This is a genomic window from Pseudomonas sp. LARHCG127, from assembly GCF_052871455.1.
Map to the genome: position 1 here is coordinate 43,858 of NZ_JBIXJT010000021.1, position 21,333 is coordinate 65,190.

The following is a 21,333-nucleotide window of genomic DNA, read 5'->3' on the forward strand; positions in this document are numbered from 1 at the left end:
CAGCGAAGTGACATCAACCACGAACCAGGACCTTGCTCAACGCCTCGAGGAAACGGCTGTTTTCCGCCGGCAGGCCAATGGTGATGCGCAGATGGTTCGGCATGCCGTAATTGGCCACCGGACGCACGATCACACCTTCGCGCAACAGCCCCTGGTACACCGGCGCGGCGACGCGCCCCAGGTCGACACAGATGAAGTTGCCTTTCGAGGGAATCCAACCCAGGCCCAGTTCACGCAGGCCTGCCTCCAACTGCTCCATGCCGGCCGCGTTCAGGCGACGGCTTTCAGCCAGGTAGGCTTCATCCTGCAAGGCCGCACAGGCGGCGGCCAGGGCAAAGCTGTTGACGTTGAACGGCTGGCGCACGCGGTTCAGCACATCGGCCACCACGGCAGTGGACAGGCCGTAGCCGACCCGCAGCGAGGCCAAGCCGTAGGCTTTGGAGAACGTACGCGATACCAGCAGGTTCGGGTAGGCCGCGAGGAAGTCCAGGCCATCGGGCAAATCGCTGCCTTCGGCGTATTCGATGTAGGCCTCGTCCAGCACCACCAGCACGTGGGCGGGCACGTCCTGGAGGAAGTCATCCAAGGCCTGGGCATCGAACCAGGTGCCAGTCGGGTTGTTCGGGTTAGCGATGAAGACCACTCGGGTATTGGCGTCGATGGCCGCCAACATGGCCAGCAGGTCGTGCCCCCACTCCTTGGCCGGAACCACATGGGCATCCGCGCCGACGGCCTGGGTGGCGATCGGGTAGACCGCGAACGCGTGCTCGCTGAATACAGCGTTGAGACCTGGCGCCAGATACGCCCGCGCCACCAACTCAAGAATGTCGTTGGAGCCGTTGCCCAGGGTCACCTGGTTCAGCTCGACACCGCAACGCTCGGCCAGCAGGCTTTTCAACGCAAAGCCATTGCCATCGGGGTAACGGGTCAGCTCGGCCAGTTCGTCGCGGATTGCCGCCAGCGCCTTGGGGCTCGCGCCCAGCGGGTTTTCGTTGCTCGCCAACTTGACGATGCTGGCCGGATCCAGGTCCAGCTCGCGGGCCAGTTCGTCCACGGGTTTGCCCGGAACGTAAGGCGAGAGTTGTTGCACGCCTGGCTGAGCCAGAGCGAGGAAGTTGCCACTCATTTGCTATCCGCCCTTAAAGAACTGCCTTGGGGTAGGAACCCAGCACCTTGAGTGCCACTGCTTCCTGACTGATTTTTTCCAGCACACCTTTTACCAGCGGATCGCGGTGATGGCCGACAAAATCGATGAAGAACACGTAGGTCCATTTACCGCTACGCGACGGACGGGTCTCGATCCGCGTCAGGTCGATACCGTTGTCGTGGAACGGCACCAGCAGCTCATGGAGCGCGCCCGGCTTGTTGCTCATGGAGACGATGATCGATGTCTTGTCGTCGCCGGTCGGCGGCACTTCCTGGCTACCGATCATCAGGAACCGCGTGGAGTTGTCCGGACGATCCTCGATTTTCTCGGCCAGGCGAGTCAGCCCGTAGAGGCCGGCCGCCATGTCGCCGGCAATCGCCGCCGAGTTCCACTCGCCCTTGACCCGCTTGGCCGCCTCGGCGTTGCTCGAGACCGCCACGCGCTCGACGTTCGGGTAATGAGCGTCCAGCCACTTGCGGCACTGGGCCAACGACTGGGCGTGGGAATAGATCCGGCTGATGCTGTCGGTCTTGGTGTTCTCGCCCACCAGCAGGTGATGGTGGATACGCAGCTCGACTTCACCGCAGATCACCATGTCGTGCTCGAGGAAGCTGTCCAGCGTGTGGTTGACCGCACCTTCGGTGGAGTTCTCCACCGGCACCACGCCAAAATTCACCGCGCCGGCGGCGACTTCACGGAACACTTCATCGATGGCCGCCATCGGCTTGCTGATCACCGCGTGACCGAAGTGCTTCATGGCCGCAGCCTGGGTGAACGTGCCTTCCGGCCCCAGGTAGGCGACTTTCAGCGGCTGCTCGAGGGCCAGGCACGAGGACATGATTTCGCGGAACAAGCGCGCCATCTCTTCGTTGCCCAGCGGCCCCTTGTTGCGCTCCATGACACGCTTGAGCACCTGGGCTTCACGCTCGGGGCGATAGAACACCGGCACTTCGCCTTCAGCCAGGGAGGCCATCTTCACCCGGGCGACTTCCTGGGCGCAGCGCGCGCGCTCGCTGATCAGTTCCAGGACCTTTTCATCCAGGGCGTCGATGCGCAGGCGCAGCGCCTTGAGTTCTTGCTCAGACATCAGCCATGTTCCTTCTCGAACTCTGCCATGTAGGCGATCAGCGCATTGACGGCGTTGATGTCGACGGCGTTGTAGATGGAGGCGCGCATGCCACCGACCGAACGGTGGCCCTTGAGGTTCAGCAGGCCGCGTTCGTCGGCACCGGCCAGGAACGGTTTGTCGAGACGGTCGTCGGCCAGGCGGAACGGCACGTTCATCCATGAGCGATCGGTCTTGTTGATCGGGTTGCTGTAGAGGCCGCTGGCGTCGATGAAGTCATACAGCGTGCGCTGCTTCACTTCGTTGAGCTTGCCGATGGCTTCGACACCGCCCTGCTCCTTCAGCCATTCGAACACCAGCCCGGACAGGTACCAGGCCAGGGTCGGCGGGGTGTTGTACATCGAGCCGTTGTCGGCCGCGACCTTGTAGTTGAGCATGGTCGGGCACAGGGAACGGGCACGCCCCAGCAGGTCTTCGCGAATGATGGCGACCAGGATGCCGCTTGGGCCGATGTTCTTCTGGGCACCGGCGTAGATCATGCCGAAACGGGAGATATCCACAGGGCGCGAGAGAATGTCCGAAGACATGTCGGCCACTAATGGCACGTCGCCAGTTTCCGGGATCCAGTTGAATTCCAGGCCGCCAATGGTTTCGTTCGGCGCGTAGTGAACATAGGCCGCGTCCTTGGACAGCTTCCACTCGTTCTGGCCGGGAATGGCGAAATAGTCGTAGGGCTTGGCGGTGGCCGCCACGTTGACGTGACCGTAGCGCGACGCTTCTTCGATGGCTTTCTGCGACCAGATGCCGGTGTCGATATAGTCGGCGCTGCCGTTTTCCGGCAACAGGTTCAACGGGATCTGGGCGAACTGCTGGCTGGCGCCGCCCTGCAGGAACAGCACCTTGTAGTTGGACGGGATGTTCAGCAGATCACGCAGGTCCTGCTCGGCCTTGGTGGCAATGGACACGAACTCATCGCTGCGATGGCTCATCTCCATGACCGACAGGCCCTTGCCGTGCCAGTCGAGGAGTTCACCCTGGGCACGCTTCAGGACCGCTTCAGGAAGCGCCGCCGGGCCGGCACAGAAGTTATAGGCTCTCTTGCTCACATCCAATCTCGCTCTGATCTGGTGGTCACTAAATCTTTTGATCTATACACAACTCCACTGTGGGAGCGAGCTTGCTCGCGATAGCGGCACAACAGTCAACGTTGATGTTGAATGCCAGTCCGTCATCGCGAGCAAGCTCGCTCCCACAGGGGCCGTTCACTCAAGGTATGAAACCTCAGGGGAGCAGCATTCCCCCGGCAGGGGATGGTGCAGTGTCGCAAATTTTCAAACAGAACAAACAACAAGGGGGCGAATCTTCATCCGCCCCCTGCGTGTCCGCTTAGTCCTGCGGTTCTTCTTCGTCTGCGGCAGCGTCAAGCGGTTGGTCGCCGACAGCATCGTCGACATCGGCGCCGAGGGTGCCGTCGAGCGCCACGCCGTCTTCGCCTTCCAGCTCCTCGCCTTCGACTTCCGACGGCTCCTGGACCCGCTCGAGCCCGACCAGCGTTTCGTCGCTGGCCAGCTTGATCAGCGTCACGCCCTGGGTGTTACGACCCAGGCTCGAGACTTCGTCGACCCGCGTACGCACCAGCGTGCCCTGGTCGGAAATCAACATGATCTCCTCGCCGTCGAGCACCTGCACGGCGCCGACCAGGCGACCGTTACGCTCGTTGCTGACCATGGCGATCACGCCCTGGCCGCCACGCTTGTACTCGGGGAACTCGCTGATGGCCGTGCGCTTGCCATAACCACGGGCCGAAGCGGTGAGGATCTGGCTGCCTTCTTCAGGGATCAGCATGGAAATCAGCTTCTGCCCTTCCGGCAGGCGCATACCACGGACACCGCGGGCGGTACGGCCCATGGCGCGAACGTCGGATTCCTTGAAGCGGGTAACCTTGCCGCCGTCGGAGAACAGCATGACCTCACGCTCGCCGTCGGTGATGGCGGCGGAAATCAGCACGTCGCCTTCGTCCAGCTCCAGGGCGATCAAGCCGACGCTGCGCTGGCGGCTGAAGGATTCCAGCGGGGTCTTCTTCACGGTGCCGTTGGCGGTGGCCATGAAGATGTAGTGACCTTCGGTGTATTCCTCCACCGGCAGCATGGTGGTGATGTATTCACCCTCGTCCAGCGGCAACAGGTTGACCAGCGGACGGCCGCGGGCAGCACGGGATGCTTCCGGGATCTCGTAGGTCTTGAGCCAGTACACCTTGCCTTTGCTGGAGAACAGCAACAGCGTGGTGTGGCTGTTGGCGACCAACAGGTGAGCGATGTAATCCTCGTCCTTGACACCGGTCGCCGACTTGCCTTTGCCACCGCGACGCTGGGCCTGGTAGGCGGCCAGCGGCTGGGTCTTGGCGTAGCCGCCGTGGGAGATGGTCACCACGCGCTCTTCTTCCGGGATCATGTCACCCAGGGTCAGGTCCAGGCGCGCATCGAGGATCTCGGTGCGGCGCACGTCGCCATATTCGGCGCGGATCACTTCCAGTTCTTCGCGGATCACTTCCATCAGGCGCGTGGCGCTGTTGAGGATGCGGATCAGCTCGCCGATCTGGTTGAGGATCTCCTGGTACTCGGCCAGCAGCTTCTCGTGCTCCAGGCCGGTCAGGCGGTGCAGGCGCAGTTCCAGGATGGCTTGCGCCTGTTCCGGGGACAGGAAGTACTTGCCTTCGCGCAGGCCGTATTGCGGATCGAGGTTTTCCGGACGGCACGAATCGGCGCCGGCGCGCTCGACCATGGCCACCACCGCGGAGGACTCCCAAGGGGTGCTGATCAGCGCCTCCTTGGCTTCCGACGGCGTTGGCGAGGCCTTGATCAAGGCGATCACCGGGTCGATGTTCGACAGGGCAACGGCCTGGCCTTCGAGAATGTGACCCCGCTCGCGAGCCTTGCGCAGTTCGAACACCGTGCGACGGGTCACCACTTCGCGACGGTGACGTACGAAGGCTTCCAGCAGGTCCTTGAGGTTCAGGATCCGCGGACGACCGTCGATCAGCGCAACGATGTTGATGCCGAACACGCTTTGCAGCTGGGTCTGGGCGTAGAGGTTGTTGAGGATCACCTCAGGCACTTCGCCACGGCGCAGCTCGATCACGACGCGCATGCCGTCCTTGTCGGACTCGTCACGCAGCTCGGTGATGCCTTCGAGCTTCTTCTCTTTCACCAGCTCGGCGATCTTCTCGATCAGGCGGGCCTTGTTCAGCTGGTATGGCAGTTCGGTGATAACGATCTGCTGGCGACCACCGACCTTGTCGATGTCCTCGACCGTCGAGCGGGCGCGCATGTAAATGCGGCCACGGCCGGTGCGGTAGGCTTCGATGATACCGGCGCGACCGTTGATGATCGCGGCGGTCGGGAAGTCCGGACCCGGGATGTATTGCATCAGCTCATCGACGGTCAGCTCGGGATTGTCGATGAGGGCCAGGCAACCGTCGATGACTTCACCGAGGTTGTGCGGTGGGATGTTGGTCGCCATGCCCACGGCGATACCGCTGGAGCCGTTGACGAGCAGGTTCGGGATACGGGTCGGCATGACCGCCGGGATCATTTCGGTGCCGTCGTAGTTCGGCACCCAGTCCACGGTTTCCTTGTGCAGGTCGGCCAGCAGCTCGTGGGCCAGCTTGGTCATGCGCACTTCGGTGTATCGCATGGCCGCGGCGTTGTCGCCGTCCACGGAACCGAAGTTGCCCTGGCCGTCTACCAGCAGGTAGCGCAGGGAGAATGGCTGCGCCATACGAACGATGGTGTCGTACACGGCAGTGTCGCCGTGGGGGTGATACTTACCGATCACGTCGCCGACGACACGGGCGGATTTCTTGTACGGCTTGTTGAAGTCGTTGCCCAGCTCGCTCATCGCGAACAGCACGCGCCGGTGCACGGGCTTCAAGCCATCGCGCGCATCCGGCAGCGCCCGCCCGACGATTACGCTCATCGCGTAGTCGAGGTAGGACTGTTTCAGCTCGTCTTCGATATTGACCGGGAGGATTTCTTTGGCCAGTTCGCCCATGAGAAGCCTGATTCCTTTTTCTGGTGAAACCTCGTCACATCCAGATGGGACGAACGAAGCTCGCCGCTGCAGAACAAGTGCCGTGCAGCGACTTACGACAAATCAACGAGTTATGCCATGGATCTGCGCAGTAAAGACCACCTCGCGAGGCGGCCTTGGAAACCGCCGGATGTTATCACAAGAGCCGCCACGCACCTATCCCCCAGATGCGCATGGTGCGTAGTTAGTTGACCGGTGACAGGCTGATATGGGATCAGAGGGGCTTAGAAGCGCAACGAATGAAGATTTATGGCTGGATTCCGACTCATTTGTTGACTTTTCAGACCTCATCGCGAGCAAGCTCGCTCCCACAGGAATTTTGTGAACACCGAAAATCCAGTGTGGGAGCGAGCTTGCTCGCGATGGCGGCCGATCAAACCCTGGAAATCCTCAGTGCAGCCGCTTGCGGCACATCAATTGCGCCAGCTTGGCAGTGTCCGGACGCTCGATGATGCCCTTCTCGGTCACAATCACATCGATCAAATCCGCCGGCGTGACATCGAATACCGGGTTGAAGGCGTCAATATCCGCGCCGAGCCCCTTGCCGCCGACTTCCAGCAGTTCGCGCCTGTCGCGCTCTTCCATTGGAATGTCGTCACCGCTGGCCAGGCTCAGGTCGACGATCGAACTCGGCGCCACCACCATGAAGCGCACGCCATGGTGCATGGCACAGACGGCCAGCTGATAAGTGCCGATCTTGTTCGCCACGTCGCCATTGGCGGCGATGCAATCGGCACCGACGATCACCCAAGTCACCCCTTTGGTCTTCATGATGTGGGCAGCGGCGGAGTCGGCATTGAGGGTCACCGGGATGCCTTCACGAGCCAATTCCCATGCCGTCAGGCGCGAGCCTTGCAGCCACGGCCGGGTTTCGTCGGCATAGACACGCTCCACCATGCCCTCGATATAGGCACCCCGGATGACCCCCAAGGCCGTGCCGAAACCGCCGGTGGCCAGGGCGCCGGTGTTGCAGTGGGTGAGGATGGCCTGGGCGTTGCCCTGGTGCTTGCGGATCAGGTCGACACCCAGTTGGGCCATGGTCAGGTTGGCTTCGCGATCACTCTCGTGGATGGCGATGGCCTCGGCCTCGAGCACCGCCAGTGGCTCGGCATGCCCTTTCAAGCGCCCCAGCCGGTCACGCATCCGATCCAGCGCCCAGAACAGGTTCGCCGCCGTCGGCCGGGCCTCGGTCAGCAAGGCAAAATCGGCCTCCAGCGCCGCCTGCCAATCGCCGCCCTCGGCCATCCTGGCCCGCGCCGCCAGCACAACGCCATACGCCGCGCTGATGCCGATGACCGGCGCGCCGCGCACGACCATCGAGCCAATGGCCTCGGCCACGTCGGCGACACGGGTGCAGGCGATCCAGTTCTCCTCGAACGGCAGGCTACGCTGGTCCAGCAGGTACAGGACGCCATCACGCCAATCGATGGCCTTCACCTTCTCCGCAGCCAATAGTCGATCGCGCATCCTTCACCCCGTACTCATGAACAAAAGCCGCCGATTATAGCGATCCCTCCGCGAAGACGCTCGGGTATACTTCGCCATCCTTTATACCCCATGGAACCGTTCCACGATGCCCAAGCCTGCCGTTGCGCTCGACTTATTATTGCTGCCGACCTGGTTGGTGCCTGTCGAACCCGCCGGTGTTGTGCTCAAGGATCATGGCCTGGGCATCCGCGACGGTTGCATCGTGTTCATCGGCCCACGGGCAGAAGCCCTGAAATGTGACGCCACCGAGGTCCGTGAGCTACCCGGCATGCTGCTCAGCCCCGGCCTGATCAACGCCCACGGCCACGCGGCCATGACCTTGTTCCGTGGCTTGGCCGACGACCTGCCCTTGATGACCTGGCTGGAACAGCACATCTGGCCGGCCGAGGCCAAATGGGTCGATGAAGATTTCGTGCGCAATGGTACCGACCTGGCGATCGCCGAGCAGATCAAGGGCGGCATCACCTGTTTCTCCGATATGTATTTCTACCCCAAGATCGCCAGCCAGTGCGTCCACGACAGCGGGATCCGCGCGCAAATCGCCATTCCGATCCTCGACTTCCCGATCCCCGGTGCCGCCAGCGCCGACGACGCCATTCGTCAGGGCATCGAATTGTTTGGCGACCTCAAGCATCACCCACGGATCAAAGTCGCATTCGGCCCGCACGCGCCCTACACGGTGGGCGACGAGAACCTGGAGAAAATCCGCGTGATCGCCGAGGAACTGGACGCGGCCATTCATATGCACGTTCACGAAACCGCCTTCGAAGTGCAGCAGGCTGTGGATAACACCGGTGAGCGGCCGATGGCTCGCCTCGGGCGCCTGGGCCTGCTGGGGCCACGCTTCCAAGCCGTGCACATGACTCAAATCAGCGACGAAGACCAGGCCTTGCTGGTAGAAAGCAATTGCAGCGTGATCCACTGCCCGGAGTCGAACCTGAAGCTGGCCAGCGGTTTCTGCCCGGTGGAACGCCTGTGGCAGGCCGGCGTCAATGTCGCCCTTGGCACCGATGGCGCGGCGAGCAACAACGACCTTGACCTGCTCGGCGAAACCCGCACCGCCGCCCTGCTGGCCAAGGCCGTCGCCGGTTCGGCCACGGCCCTGGATGCCCATCGGGCCCTGCGCATGGCCACGCTCAATGGCGCCCGGGCGCTGGGCATCGAAACGACCGTCGGCTCCCTGGAAATCGGCAAGGCCGCCGACTTGGTGGCGTTCGATTTGTCGGGCCTGGCCCAGCAACCGATCTACGACCCGGTGTCGCAGTTGATCTATGCCACCGGTCGCGATTGCGTCAAACACCTGTGGGTAGGCGGCAAGCCGTTAATGGAGGATGGCCGGCTGACCCGGATGGACGAACCGACACTGATCGCCACGGCCCAGGCCTGGGGTCGCCGCATCAGCGGCCACAACGAATGACCACGCCCCTTGAGCCACGGCTCGGGGCACCTGATTTTTCAAGCTTTTCGAGGATCTGCACATGAGCAACGTCGACCACGCCGAAATCGCCAAATTCGAAGCCCTGGCCCATCGCTGGTGGGACCGTGAAAGCGAATTCAAACCGCTGCACGACATCAACCCGCTGCGGGTCAACTGGATTGACGAACGGGTCAATCTGGCCGGCAAGAAAGTCCTCGACGTCGGTTGCGGCGGCGGCATCCTCAGCGAAGCCATGGCCCAGCGCGGTGCAACGGTGATGGGCATCGACATGGGCGAAGCCCCGCTGGCGGTGGCGCAACTGCACCAGTTGGAATCCGGCGTCAGCGTGGAATACCGGCAGATCACCGCCGAAGCCCTGGCCGAAGAAATGCCCGGCCAATTCGACGTGGTCACCTGCCTGGAGATGCTCGAGCACGTGCCAGACCCTTCCTCGGTCATCCGCGCCTGCTTCCGCATGGTCAAGCCGGGCGGCCAAGTGTTCTTCTCCACCATCAACCGCAACCCGAAGGCCTATCTGTTCGCCATCATCGGTGCCGAATACATCATGAAGCTGTTGCCACGGGGCACCCACGACTTCAAGAAATTCATCCGCCCTTCCGAACTGGGCGCCTGGAGCCGCGCGGCCGGGCTGACGGTCAAGGACATCATCGGCCTGACCTACAACCCGCTGACCAAGCACTACAAGCTGGCCGCCGACGTTGACGTCAACTACATGATCCAGACCCTGCGCGAGGAATAAGTCGATGCGTCTCAAAGCGGTTCTCTTCGACATGGACGGCACGCTGCTCGACACCGCGCCAGACTTCATCGCCATCTGCCAGGCCATGCGCGCCGACCGTGGCTTGCCACCGATGAACACCCAGCACATACGCGACGAGATTTCCGGCGGCGCCCGGGCGATGGTCGCGGTGACCTTTTCCATGGACCCGGAATCACCGGGGTTCGAGGAACTGCGCCAGGAATTCCTTGATCGCTACCTCAAGGGGTGCGCGGTCCACAGCCACCTGTTCGACGGCATGGCCGAGGTGCTGGCCGATATCGAGGCGGCCAACCTGATCTGGGGCGTGGTCACCAACAAGCCGGTACGTTTCGCCGAACCGATCATGCAGCAACTGGGCCTGGCCGAGCGCTCGAAAGTGTTGATCTGCCCTGACCACGTGAAAAACAGCAAGCCGGACCCGGAACCGCTGACCCTGGCGTGCAAGCTGCTCGACCTGGACCCGGCCAGCGTGCTGTTCGTGGGCGATGACCTGCGGGACATCGAGTCCGGCCGCAGCGCCGGCACCAAGACCTGCGCGGTGACCTATGGCTACATTCACCCGGACGACAACCCCAAGCACTGGGGCGCGGATGTGGTGATCGACCATCCATTGGCGTTGCGTAAAGTGCTGGATAGCGCATTGTGCAGTTGCTGAGCTGAGGACCGCTCTAGTGGCGAGGGAGCTTGCTCCCGCTCGGCGGCGACGCCGTCGCCTGGGGACCGCTTCGCAGTCCAGCGGGAGCAAGCTCCCTCGCCACAAAAGCTCACTAAATTCATTAAGCTCAGTTAGCTCAGTTAGCTCACTGGCCATGACTGCTCTGCACAAACGGTAACGTGCCGCTTTATTTTGTTGAGGTTTTTTATGTTTGATTATTCCCCCCGCCCCGATCTGCTCAATGGCCGGGTGATCCTGGTCACCGGCGCCGGTCGCGGGATCGGTGCCGCTGCTGCGAAAGCCTACGCCGCCCACGGTGCCACCGTCCTGCTGCTGGGCAAGACCGAAGCCAACCTGACCCAGGTCTACGATGAAATCGAAGCGGCCGGTCATCCGCAACCGGCGGTAATCCCGTTCAACCTCGAAACCGCCCTGCCGCATCAATACGATGAACTGGCGGCGATGATCGAAACCGAGTTCGGTCACTTGGACGGCCTGCTGCACAATGCCTCGATCATCGGCCCACGTACGCCACTGGAACAGTTGTCCGGTGAGAACTTCATGCGGGTGATGCACGTCAACGTCAACGCGATGTTCATGCTCACCAGCACCTTGCTGCCCTTGCTCAAATTGTCCAAGGACGCGTCGGTGGTGTTCACGTCCAGCAGCGTCGGCCGCAAGGGCCGGGCCTACTGGGGCGCCTATGGTGTGTCCAAGTTCGCCACCGAGGGGCTGATGCAGACCCTGGCCGACGAAGTCGATACCGTCGCCCCGGTGCGCGCCAACAGCATCAACCCCGGTGCCACCCGCACCAGCATGCGCGCCCAGGCCTATCCGGGAGAAAACCCGCTCAACAATCCGACGCCCGAAGAAATCATGCCGGTCTACCTGTACCTCATGGGCCCGGACAGCAGCGGCGTCAACGGCCAGGCGTTCAACGCGCAATAACGATCCGAGCCGGCGGCGCGACGATTTACCGTCGCGACACCGGCCCTGATCCATGCCAAACCAGGCGAACCGCCAAGCCCACGTCGCCGACGCTTATCGCGAGCCGTTTTCAATCCATTGATTCCTAATCGGTTTTTACTGAAATGAACCGAATGGCACGACTTTCGCTCTAACCTCTTCAAACATGCCATGTTCGGCAGGTAATGGACGTTGAGACGAGACTTATGCCTGCCATGGAAAGCGGACTAAACTCAAATCAGTTGTCCTACGGGACTGATGGACCAGTACGACGCGCAGCCCGAAGCCGTCACACCCAACCTGCGGGACAGATTTAGCTTAGGGGCTAACGCCATATGAAAACGCCCACCCAGATCAACGCGATCGACTTCGACAGCGCCAAATTGCAGCGCCTGGGCCTGGCCCAGCCATCGCCGCTTGCTGCACGCTCTGTCAACCTGTCGCAATTGCGCCAACAACTGAGCCAGCAACTGCAGACCAGCCTGGAGCCACAGCGCATCCTGGGCCTGTTTTTCCGCGAAATTCAGCGACTGGTGCCCCTGGATGCGTTGGCCTATCAGCACAAAGCCAGTGACCTGCGCCTGGAGTTCGGGCAACGGGGGCATCACACCCTCAGCTACAACCTGAGCCATGAAGGCGAACACCTGGGGGAACTGGTATTTCGCCGCAACCAGCGTTTCACCGAGGCGGAACAGAGCGATCTCGAATCCATCATGTCGACGCTGCTGTACCCACTGCGCAACGCGCTGCTCTACCGCGCCGCCACCCGTAGTGCCCTGCGCGATCCGCTGACCGGTACCGGCAACCGCATCGCCATGGACCAGACCCTGATGCGGGAAATCGACATGGCCAAGCGTCATTCGCAGCCCTTGTCAGTGCTGATGCTCGATATCGATCATTTCAAGCGCATCAACGACAACCATGGTCACGGCGTCGGTGACGAAGTGCTCAAGGCCGTGGCCGAGTCGATCAAGGACCAACTGCGCAACGTGGACATGGTGTTCAGGTTCGGCGGTGAAGAATTTCTGATCCTGCTGGCCAATACCAGCCGGGATGCGGCGGCCATGGTCGGCGAACGGCTGCGTTATGCCGCCCAGGCCCAGGATTACTTCGCCGCTGGCACCCGGATCGAGCTGACCGTCAGCCTGGGCTGCGCCACCCTGCTACCGGGGGAATCTTCGGAAAGCCTGCTGCGCAGGGTCGACAGCGCGCTGTACGTGGCCAAGCGCGAAGGCCGCAATCGACTGGCGATGGCTGGCTGACAAGTATCGACAGCAAAGAATATCGAAATACTTGTGGGAGCGGGCTTGCTCGCGAAAGCGGTGGGTCAGCCTACGACTATGTTGCATGTGCCAGAGCCTTCGCGAGCAAGCCCGCTCCCACAAGGTTTAAGGCGATTCAAGACAGCGCTCATCCAAAACAACTGTGGGAGCGAGCTTGCTCGCGATAGCGATCTGGCAGTCAACCTCCCCGTCGACTGTCAGACCGCTTCGCGAGCAGGCTCGCTCCCACAGGTTGTGGCTATCTGTAGCGGTAGTAATCAGCTCCCGGCCAATGCCAGGCGCTCGCGGGTGGATGACGACTTACTCACCGTTTCCGACTGTTCCAGTTGCATGCAACGCTCCAGGAACAGGTACATGTAGTCATAGCTCTTGCACACGGCCTGGCGCAGCTCCGTTTGCAGGGCTTTGCTCGGGTTCATCCCCGCCAGCGTACAGATGATTTCCAAGGCTTCCCAAGGATGGGCATCGTCGTACTGGGCATGCATCTTCAGCCATTTCATGGCCCGCTTGCGGTCTTCCTCGGCGAAGGCGGCCGCATAGACACCGTTGGAACACACCAGCGCCGACCACTCTCCCGTGGCACCCTCGATGGCATAGTTGGTCGCGGCGATGGCCACGATCAACGCGTCCGAGGAACTGGTGTGCCAGCACCAATGGCTCAAGGCATGAAGCTCAGGCGGTACCTGCTGGGCTTGCAGGTCTTCAAGGGTCACGCCATGGGCGGCGCTCCAGTTGACCCAATAGTCGGCATGATTGAGTTCGACACGAATGTTGCGCATCAGCCAGCGACGCGCCATGTCCTCGCCAGGGTGGCGGGCAAAGCGGGTCTTGGTGAGGTTCTGTGCCATGTATAAAGCGAACTGCTCGACGACCGGCCAACCACCAATGAGGTAGTGGCGCATGGTCTTGGCGCTGAGCTTGTTGTCGCGCATGCGCTGATACAGTTCGTGTTCGACAACCCGGCGCTTGCTCTCGCTGCAATCGGTAATGAGCTGCTGTGCCCATTTCGGATAGCTTGTAGCGTCCATGAGCGGGCCTGTTCGGTTGAATGTGTCGATCACTGTCGGGCTCCTTTTGATTGTGATTTTCTCGGATCAACAAGCGTTTCAGCGGAACGTGCCGGGGGCCTTGAATAACAACGGCTGGGGCCGGGCCGGCCGACATTGCAACGTGTCGCAGGTAAACAATTGCGGGCGTTCGATCACATACCCCTGAGCGTAGTCCACCCCAATCTCCAGCAATGCCTGCTCGATCTGGGCTGTTTCTACAAACTCGGCAATCGTGCGCTTACCCATGACGTGACCGATGTGATTGATCACTTCGACCATTGCACGGTTAATCGGGTCGTCCAGCATATCCTTTACGAAACTCCCGTCGATCTTCAAGAAGTCTACAGGTAAATGTTTCAGGTAAGCGAATGAAGACATTCCGGCGCAAAAGTCATCCAGCGAGAAATAACATCCCAAGCTCTTGAGTTCATTGATAAAACGGATCGCACTGCCGAGATTCGAAATAGCGCTGGTTTCTGTAATTTCAAAACAAATCATTTCCGGCGGAATCGAGTAGGCGGCGAACTGTTTACGCAGGAAGTCGAGGAACGCCTGATCTCCGATAGTTGTGCCTGACAGATTAATCGCACACATCGCCATGGGCCCCTGTCGCGATTCATTCAGGCACTGGCGGATGATCTTGAAGACGTTTTCCACCACCCAACGATCCAGGGATGTCATCAGCCCGTAGCGTTCCGCCGCGGGAATGAAGCTGTCCGGCAGGATCATCCGCCCGGCTTCGTCATGCAGGCGCAGCAGGATTTCTATGTGTCCGCCACCATGATCGCCCGGGCCCAGCGCGGCGATTTCCTGGGCGTACAGGCAAAAGCGGTTTTCCTCCAAAGCCATGTGCAGGCGCTGGACCCAGGCCATCTCGCCAAAACGCAGGGACAACTCCGAGTCGTCGGCATGATAGACCTGGACCCGGTTGCGCCCCTTTTCCTTGGCCATATAACAGGCCATGTCGGCGGCCCGCAGGGATGCCTCCAGGGTCGTTGGGGTCTGGGCGATGTGCACCAGGCCAATGCTCACGGTGGTCACGAACGGCCGGCCCTTCCAGACAAAATGCAGGTTCTGCACGGTCTGGCGCAGCCCTTCGGCAATCTTTTCCGCCGCCTCCGGCGAACAGTTCTCCAGCAGGATCCCGAACTCATCGCCGCCCAACCGGGCCAGGGTGTCGTTTTCCCGCAGCCCTGACTGCAACAAGGCACAGATATGCCGCAACAACTCGTCTCCCGCCGCGTGGCCGCAGGTGTCGTTGACCAGCTTGAACTGGTCCAGGTCGAGAAACATCAAGGCATGACGACCGACCTGGCGAGTGAGGTTGTGCAAGGCCTGCTCGAGGCGATACTCGAATTCCCGGCGGTTGGCCAGGCCGGTCAGGGCGTCGTGGGTGGCCTGCCACGACAGGTTGGCGATGTATTGCCGCTCCTGGGTCATGTCATGCAGCACCAGCACGGCGCCGCTGACCTTGCCAGCATGGCGGATCGGCGCGCCCACCAGGGTGACCGAGACCGTGCTGCCATCCAGGCGCTGGATCAGTTTCGAATGTTCGCTGGCGCCACTGAGTCGACCGCTGAGGATGTGCTCGATCAAGGTCAGCCCTTCGGTCTGGGCATTGTCATCGAGCAAATTGAACAGCGCGGCCAAGGGCAAGCCCGTGGCGTGTTCGGCCTTCCAATGGGTCATCGCTTCGGCGGCGGGGTTCATGTAGGCGATGGCCCCATCCACGTCGGTGGTGATCACCCCATCGCCAATGGATTGCAGGGTGATCTGCGCTCGTTCTTTCTCCATCTGCAGCGCATTGGCGAACACCTGCCGCTGGGCCAGCAATTTATGCGTACGCAATAACGCCAGGACAATCAATCCAAGGGCCGTGGCGAAGTTGGTCACCAACAAAAGGCGCAGGATAAAGCGCGACCCCTCGCCCAGCGCATCGCTGAAAGCCTTGGCAGCCGGGGTGACGGAATCGTTGATCGCAAAGATTTGGGCCTTCCAGCTACGGATATCGCTCTCCGACGCCTGGCCTGCGGTAATGCTGTCGTGCATCTGCCGGGCGACGTCATCCAGCGCGATCAGATAACCATCACCCATCGTCCAGAGGTCGATGGCCTCTTCCAGGTAACTGAAGTGTCGGAAATTCAGATAAAGCCAGATCAGGCTGGACACGTCGTCCGGGTGATTGCCGCCCTTGAGGATGCCTGCCCTTGCTGCGTCCAGGTCCGGCGGCTCACGGTCGAGTGCGACTCGCAGTTCATGGCCGCCCTCGGGTACGGCGATGGCTCGCTGGTATTTGCGGAAAATCGCCTCTTCACGGTTGTCGGCATAAAGATTGAGGTAGTAGATGGCGTCTTTCTGGCCCTTGGACCAGAGACTCTCTCCCGCCACATAGCCGCGAACCGCGGACAATACGTATAGGCTGACGCCGCCGAGCAATGCCTGAAATAGCACAACGGCGATAAAGGGCCAGACGATACCCAGCAGCCGTGGTGTTCCGAGAGTCTGCTTTTGCTTCATGAGGTCCCTTGCACACAGGTATTGCGGACGAACACCCGCCAGAATTCCACTCCTGACTCAATAGCCTAGGCTAGTTTTCGACCCATCGAATGAATGGATGAACAGATCGACAGACTTTGCGTGGAATTTGGGAAGAACAGCGGGTTTGCCTGCTTTTTTTCCGATACTAAGCGCAGAAAAGCGCCGGAAACTCAAGGCTGCTGTATTTGTTGCAAATGACCGTAGAGCCGAGCGTACAAGCCCCCTTCGGCAATCAGTTGCAAATGGTCGCCGTCTTCGGCGATTTGCCCACCGTCGAACACCAGGACTCGATCGGCCTGTTTCACCGCCGAGAGTCGGTGGGCGATGATCAGGGTGGTACGCGCGCTCAAGAAGCGCGCCAGGGCCTGGTGCAGGTTGTACTCGGTGGCCGCGTCAAGGGCCGAGGTGGCTTCGTCGAGAATCACCACCCGAGGATTGGCCAATACCATGCGGGCAATGGCCAGCCGTTGGCGCTGCCCGCCGGACAACCGCACCCCGGAACGCCCAACGATGCTGTCCAGGCCCAGGGGCAGCGCCCGTACCGTGGCGTCGAGTTGGGCGATTTCCAGCGCCTGCCAGCAGGCCTCGTCGCTGCGTTCACGGCCCATGGTCAAGTTAGCCCGCACCGTGTCGTTGAACAACGCCGGATGCTGAAGCACCACAGCGACGTTCTCGCGAATGGTTTCCAGGCCAACCTCCTGCTGCGTGGCGCCGCCGAAACGAATGCTACCCGACTGCGGCGTGTACAGCCCGAGCAGCAACTGCACCAAGGTGCTCTTGCCGCCGCCACTGGCCCCGACGATGGCGACTTTTTCCCCCGCAGAGATGGACAGGTTCAATTGGTCGAGCACCAACTCCTCGCCGTAACCGAAACTCAACCCTTGGATCTCGATGCCCACGGTGTCACGGCCCTTGAAAGGATCGACGCCGCCGGTGTACTGCGGCTCGTCGGCCCGGGCCAGCAGTTCATTGATGCGGTTCAAGGCGCCGCCGGCGGCGTAAAAGGCGTACTGCAAATTCAACAACTGCTCGACCGGACCGATCATGAACCAGAGGTAGCTGAACACCGCCAGCATCTGGCCAATGGACAGGTCGGAAAACACCACGGTGAGCATGGCCGCCGCGCGAAAAATATCGATGCCGAACTGGAACAGCAAACCACTGGCGCGGTTCGAGGCGTCGGTTTTCCACTGCGAGTTCACGGCGTAATCGCGGACTTCCTTGGCGCGCATTCCCAAGCGCCCAAGGAAATAGCCCTGGCGGTTACCGGCGCGCACTTCCTGGATGGCGTCCAGGGTTTCGGTCAAGGCCTGGGTGAAGCGCGAGGTGCTGTCGTTCTCCAGTTTCTTGAGGTGCTTGACCCGCTTGCCCAACTGTACCGTGGCGTAGATCACCAGCGGGTTGAACAGCAGGATCAGCAGCGCCAGTTTCCAGTGCATCCACACCAGGATCCCGGCGGTGCCCACCAAGGTCAGCATCGCCACCAGGAAACGGCTGAGGGTTTCGCCGATGAATTTGTCGAGGGTGTCCAGGTCGGTGACCAGGTGGGCCGCCACGGTGCCGCTGCCCAGGCTTTCGTACTCGCCCAGGGAGATTCGCTTGAGACGTTCGATCAGGCGGATGCGAATGCGGTAGACAAGGTCCTTGGCCAGCCTGGCGAACAAGCGCGCCTGCAGCACGTTGAACAGCAAGGCGCCGCAGCGCAGGGCCAGGGTCGCCAGCAACATCAGCCCGATATAGCCAGCAGCGCTCTGCCACGCCGTTGGCAATGCATGGTTCATGACCTTCAAGGCCGCATCGCCGTGGCCCAGCAGGACTTCGTCCACCAACAGCGGCAGCAGCAACGGGATCGGCACGCTGCACAGCGTCGCCAGCACGGCCACGCCGTTGGCGATCCACAGGGCTTTTTTATGGGTGAGGGCCAGGCGCCGGATTTCCGCCCAGCTCAACCGATCGATGCGCCGCGAGGCCGATGGGTCTGGCGGCCGCTCAGGCACAGGTCGCGCGCTCCAGCCAGCGGCCCAGCAACGGCGACAACTGGCCCAGGGGCTGATAACCGTTGGTCAGCAAGGCCAGTTGACCGTCGCGCTCGGCCAACAGCGTGGGGAACCCGGCGATGCCCAGGTCCTGTACCCAGGTGAAATCCGCCGCAGTGGCCGCGTGTTGGTCGGCGCGGTCAAAAGCCGCCGCGAATTCGATGCGTGGCAACCCGGCCTGTTCGGCCAGCTCCACCAGGACGCTGGCGTGGGTGACGTCGCGGCCTTGCACATAAAAGGCCTGCTGGATCAGTTTCACCAGCTTCCAGGCCAAGTCCGGGGCGAGGCTGCGGGCCGTCACCAATGCCCGGCAGGCTGGTTCGGTGTCGTAGACGAAACCCTCCGGCAGCGCCCCTTCAAGCTTGAAGGGCTGGCCGGTGGCCTGGGTCACCGCCTGCCAATGCTCAAGAATGTAGCGCCGGGTGGTCGGCTCCAGTGCCGAACCACTGCCGGTGCGCAAACCACCCACCACCAGATGCAATTCCACGCCCGCGGCCTGCGCCTGCTCGACCAATGCCTCGGCCACCGGTGCAAAGCCCCAGCACCAGGAGCACATCGGGTCCATCACGTAGAGCAGGCGTGACGCCATGGTTCAAGCCTCGGAAGATGTTTGCTTATAGTTGTAGCCGATCGGGTGCGGCATGTTCCGCGCCTTGGCCAACTCGATCTGCTTCTGCCGGTCGATGGCGCTGCGACGGGTTTTCTCGCTCAGCTTATCCCAGCAATGCGGGCAACTGATGCCAGGCACGTAATGCTCCGAAGCGCGGTCTTCGACGCTCACCGGCGTACGACAAGCGTGACATTGATCGTAGTCCCCTTCGCTGAGGTCATGGCGAACGGTCACGCGGTTGTCGAACACGAAGCAGTCGCCGCGCCACTTGGTTTCCTCCTGAGGCACCTCTTCGAGGTATTTCAGGATGCCGCCCTTGAGGTGATAGACCTCGTCGAAGCCTTGGCCAAGCATGTAGCTGGAAGCCTTTTCGCAACGAATGCCGCCGGTGCAGAACATCGCGACTTTCTTGTGCCTGGCCGGGTCGAAGTTGGCCTTGATGTACTCGGGGAACTCGCGAAAGCTGGTGGTCTTGGGGTCGATGGCGCCTTCGAAGGTGCCGATGGACACTTCGTAATCGTTGCGGGTGTCGATCAACAGCACTTCCGGATCGCTGATCAACGCGTTCCAGTCTTGTGGCTCGACGTACGTGCCGACCTGCTTGTTCGGGTCCACGCCTTCGACGCCGAGGGTAACGATTTCTTTCTTGAGCTTGACCTTGGTGCGGTAGAACGGCTGCTCGTCGCAGTACGACTCTTTATGGTCGATGTCGTCCATGCGCGGATCGTTCTTGAGCCAGGCCATCAACCCGTCGATGCCTTCACGGGTGCCGGAGACCGTGCCGTTGATGCCTTCCTCGGCGATCAGCAGCGTGCCTTTGATGCCGTTGTCGAGCATAGCCTTGAGCAGCGGTTCACGCAGCTCGACGTAATCTTCAAGGGTGACGAACTTATACAGTGCCGCCACGACAATGGGTTGTGTCATGGGTGTTTCTCCAGGTGGCTACCCTCGTAAAGGGTGAACCGGATGCGAAAAAAAACGCGCCGGGTGAGCGGCGCGTTGCGATTCTAACAAAAACAATGTGGTTTTAGGAGCGAGAGCCTGTGTGGCGAGGGAGCTTGCTCCCGCTGGGTTGCGCAGCAGCCCCAAAAAACTGATTGGGATCAGCCTGACACGACGCGGTGATTGGCTTGGGGGCCGCTTCGCAGCCCAGCGGGAGCAAGCTCCCTCGCCACAAAAGCTTCCTCGCCATAAGAACAGGTTGTGCGCTCAGTGCTTGCTGCCACCGGCACACGTCGGCGAAGCCGGGGCCGCGTCAACCTGCGCCCATTCTTCGGGCGTGTAGGTGTGCAGCGCCAACGCATGGAACTCACCCATCAGCTCGCCCAGCGTGCCGTAGACCTTCTGGTGACGCTTGACGCGATTGAGCCCTTCGAACTGCTGGCTGACCACCACGGCCTTGAAGTGCGTCTGCAGGCCACGGCTGTGCATGTGGCTTTCATCCAGCACTTGCAAGTGCTCGGGCTGCAAGAGCCCGAGTGTCGATTCGATGCGTTGTTGCATGCTCATACCGGGCTCCGCTTACGGCTTTTTCTTGGCTGGGGCGGCGGCTTTTGGCTCGAGCTCGGCCGTCATGTCGGCCAGCAGCTTGTTGACCACCGGCACCGCGCTTTCAAGCTTGGCCTGGGTCAGCTGGGCCGATTGCTGGGTCAGCTGTGGCATTTTTTCCAGGACTTTCTTGCCCAATGGCGATTGGTAGAAAGCCACCAGGTCCTTGAGCTCCGACTCGTTGAAGTTGCTGGTGTAGAGCTTGACCATGTCAGGCTTGAGCTTGTTCCAGCCGATGGCTTGGTCCAGCGCGGCATTGGCCTTGGCCTGATAGGTTTCCAGGGTGGCTTTTTTCGAATCAGGGGCCTTGGTCTGTTCAAAGCGCTGGGCAAACATCTGCTGCACTTGCATGTACACCGGAGTGCCCAGTTTGTCAGCGTGCGCCAGGGTCAGGAACGCTTCGGCGCTGGCATTGTGGCTGGCGGTATCGGCGAAAACAGGGCCGCTGGCACACACCAGAGCAACTGCGGTACAGATGGCACGAAGACGGGTCATCGAGTTTCCTTTGTTTACAGGCGAGGTAAAACCCCAAGGGCGACCATTCTGCGCCTAAAAAACGCCAGGCCTCAACCCCGATGCTTGTCGGGTCCGATTGACGGAGCGAACACACCGCTCCTGGATTGAGCGATGATTGAGGGAACCGGTGCCGCCCATCTGGGC

At 61.3% G+C, this 21,333-nt stretch carries 17 protein-coding genes; 5 read left to right on the forward strand and 12 right to left on the reverse strand.

Annotation, left to right across the window (positions count from 1 at the left end; translation table 11 throughout):
• Positions 1-13: 13 nt before the first annotated feature.
• The 5 genes from hisC to mtnA all read right to left on the reverse strand — a co-directional run bounded on the left by hisC (position 14) and on the right by mtnA (position 7,769).
• Positions 14-1,126, reverse strand: a complete 1,113-nt coding sequence (gene hisC, locus ACIPQ1_RS26330; protein ID WP_411386846.1) for a histidinol-phosphate transaminase — start codon at positions 1,124-1,126, stop codon at positions 14-16.
• Positions 1,127-1,139: 13 nt separating this feature from the next.
• Entirely contained in the window at positions 1,140-2,234 is a 1,095-nt protein-coding gene (gene pheA / locus ACIPQ1_RS26335; protein ID WP_003199233.1) for a prephenate dehydratase, read from the reverse strand.
• Entirely contained in the window at positions 2,234-3,319 is a 1,086-nt protein-coding gene (gene serC / locus ACIPQ1_RS26340; protein ID WP_186704718.1) for a 3-phosphoserine/phosphohydroxythreonine transaminase, read from the reverse strand. Before serC ends, pheA begins: the two co-directional genes overlap by 1 nt.
• Positions 3,320-3,599: 280 nt before the next feature.
• Complete coding sequence (gene gyrA, locus ACIPQ1_RS26345) at positions 3,600-6,263, reverse strand: DNA gyrase subunit A (protein ID WP_250963512.1); 2,664 nt, start codon at positions 6,261-6,263, stop codon at positions 3,600-3,602.
• 429 nt (positions 6,264-6,692) lie between these two features.
• Positions 6,693-7,769: an S-methyl-5-thioribose-1-phosphate isomerase gene (mtnA, locus tag ACIPQ1_RS26350; protein WP_250963513.1), complete on the reverse strand. Its 1,077-nt coding sequence runs from the start codon at positions 7,767-7,769 to the stop codon at positions 6,693-6,695.
• Positions 7,770-7,875: 106 nt separating this feature from the next.
• Here mtnA and ACIPQ1_RS26355 point away from each other — a divergent pair, with 106 nt between their 5' ends.
• From ACIPQ1_RS26355 to ACIPQ1_RS26375, 5 genes are all read left to right on the forward strand, one after another.
• Positions 7,876-9,207 carry a TRZ/ATZ family hydrolase gene (locus ACIPQ1_RS26355; protein WP_411386844.1) on the forward strand — a complete coding sequence of 444 codons (1,332 nt, stop codon included), beginning with the start codon at positions 7,876-7,878 and terminating at the stop codon, positions 9,205-9,207.
• A 61-nt stretch (positions 9,208-9,268) separates the two neighbouring features.
• A complete protein-coding gene (ubiG, locus tag ACIPQ1_RS26360) occupies positions 9,269-9,967 on the forward strand; it encodes a bifunctional 2-polyprenyl-6-hydroxyphenol methylase/3-demethylubiquinol 3-O-methyltransferase UbiG (protein ID WP_063322361.1) in 699 nt (232 codons plus the stop codon).
• A gap of 4 nt (positions 9,968-9,971) precedes the next feature.
• Positions 9,972-10,643, forward strand: a complete 672-nt coding sequence (gene mupP, locus ACIPQ1_RS26365) for an N-acetylmuramic acid 6-phosphate phosphatase MupP (RefSeq protein WP_411386843.1) — start codon at positions 9,972-9,974, stop codon at positions 10,641-10,643.
• 207 nt (positions 10,644-10,850) lie between these two features.
• Positions 10,851-11,591, forward strand: a complete 741-nt coding sequence (locus ACIPQ1_RS26370) for a YciK family oxidoreductase (RefSeq protein WP_446535038.1) — start codon at positions 10,851-10,853, stop codon at positions 11,589-11,591.
• Positions 11,592-11,944: 353 nt separating this feature from the next.
• Positions 11,945-12,871, forward strand: a complete 927-nt coding sequence (locus tag ACIPQ1_RS26375; RefSeq protein WP_446535039.1) for a GGDEF domain-containing protein — start codon at positions 11,945-11,947, stop codon at positions 12,869-12,871.
• Positions 12,872-13,149: 278 nt separating this feature from the next.
• Here the strand turns inward: ACIPQ1_RS26375 and ACIPQ1_RS26380 are convergent, their stop codons facing one another.
• The 7 genes from ACIPQ1_RS26380 to ACIPQ1_RS26410 form a co-directional block, all read right to left on the reverse strand.
• Positions 13,150-13,920: a TenA family transcriptional regulator gene (locus tag ACIPQ1_RS26380; protein ID WP_284739108.1), complete on the reverse strand. Its 771-nt coding sequence runs from the start codon at positions 13,918-13,920 to the stop codon at positions 13,150-13,152.
• 78 nt (positions 13,921-13,998) lie between these two features.
• Positions 13,999-16,458 carry an EAL domain-containing protein gene (locus ACIPQ1_RS26385; RefSeq protein WP_446535040.1) on the reverse strand — a complete coding sequence of 820 codons (2,460 nt, stop codon included), beginning with the start codon at positions 16,456-16,458 and terminating at the stop codon, positions 13,999-14,001.
• 191 nt (positions 16,459-16,649) lie between these two features.
• Positions 16,650-18,476 (reverse strand): ABC transporter ATP-binding protein, encoded by a 1,827-nt coding sequence (locus tag ACIPQ1_RS26390; RefSeq protein WP_446535041.1) that lies wholly within the window; start codon positions 18,474-18,476, stop codon positions 16,650-16,652.
• Positions 18,469-19,071, reverse strand: coding sequence for a DsbA family protein (locus tag ACIPQ1_RS26395; protein ID WP_446535047.1), 603 nt, complete (start codon positions 19,069-19,071; stop codon positions 18,469-18,471). Before ACIPQ1_RS26395 ends, ACIPQ1_RS26390 begins: the two co-directional genes overlap by 8 nt.
• Before the next feature lie 36 nt (positions 19,072-19,107).
• The gene (trhO, locus tag ACIPQ1_RS26400; RefSeq protein WP_250963523.1) at positions 19,108-20,049 is read right to left on the reverse strand and encodes an oxygen-dependent tRNA uridine(34) hydroxylase TrhO; all 942 of its coding nucleotides are present in this window, start codon (positions 20,047-20,049) and stop codon (positions 19,108-19,110) included.
• A gap of 285 nt (positions 20,050-20,334) precedes the next feature.
• Positions 20,335-20,634 (reverse strand): BolA family protein, encoded by a 300-nt coding sequence (locus ACIPQ1_RS26405; RefSeq protein WP_250963524.1) that lies wholly within the window; start codon positions 20,632-20,634, stop codon positions 20,335-20,337.
• Positions 20,635-20,646: 12 nt separating this feature from the next.
• The gene (locus ACIPQ1_RS26410) at positions 20,647-21,168 is read right to left on the reverse strand and encodes a DUF2059 domain-containing protein (RefSeq protein ID WP_446535042.1); all 522 of its coding nucleotides are present in this window, start codon (positions 21,166-21,168) and stop codon (positions 20,647-20,649) included.
• Between the last annotated feature and the right edge of the window lie 165 nt (positions 21,169-21,333).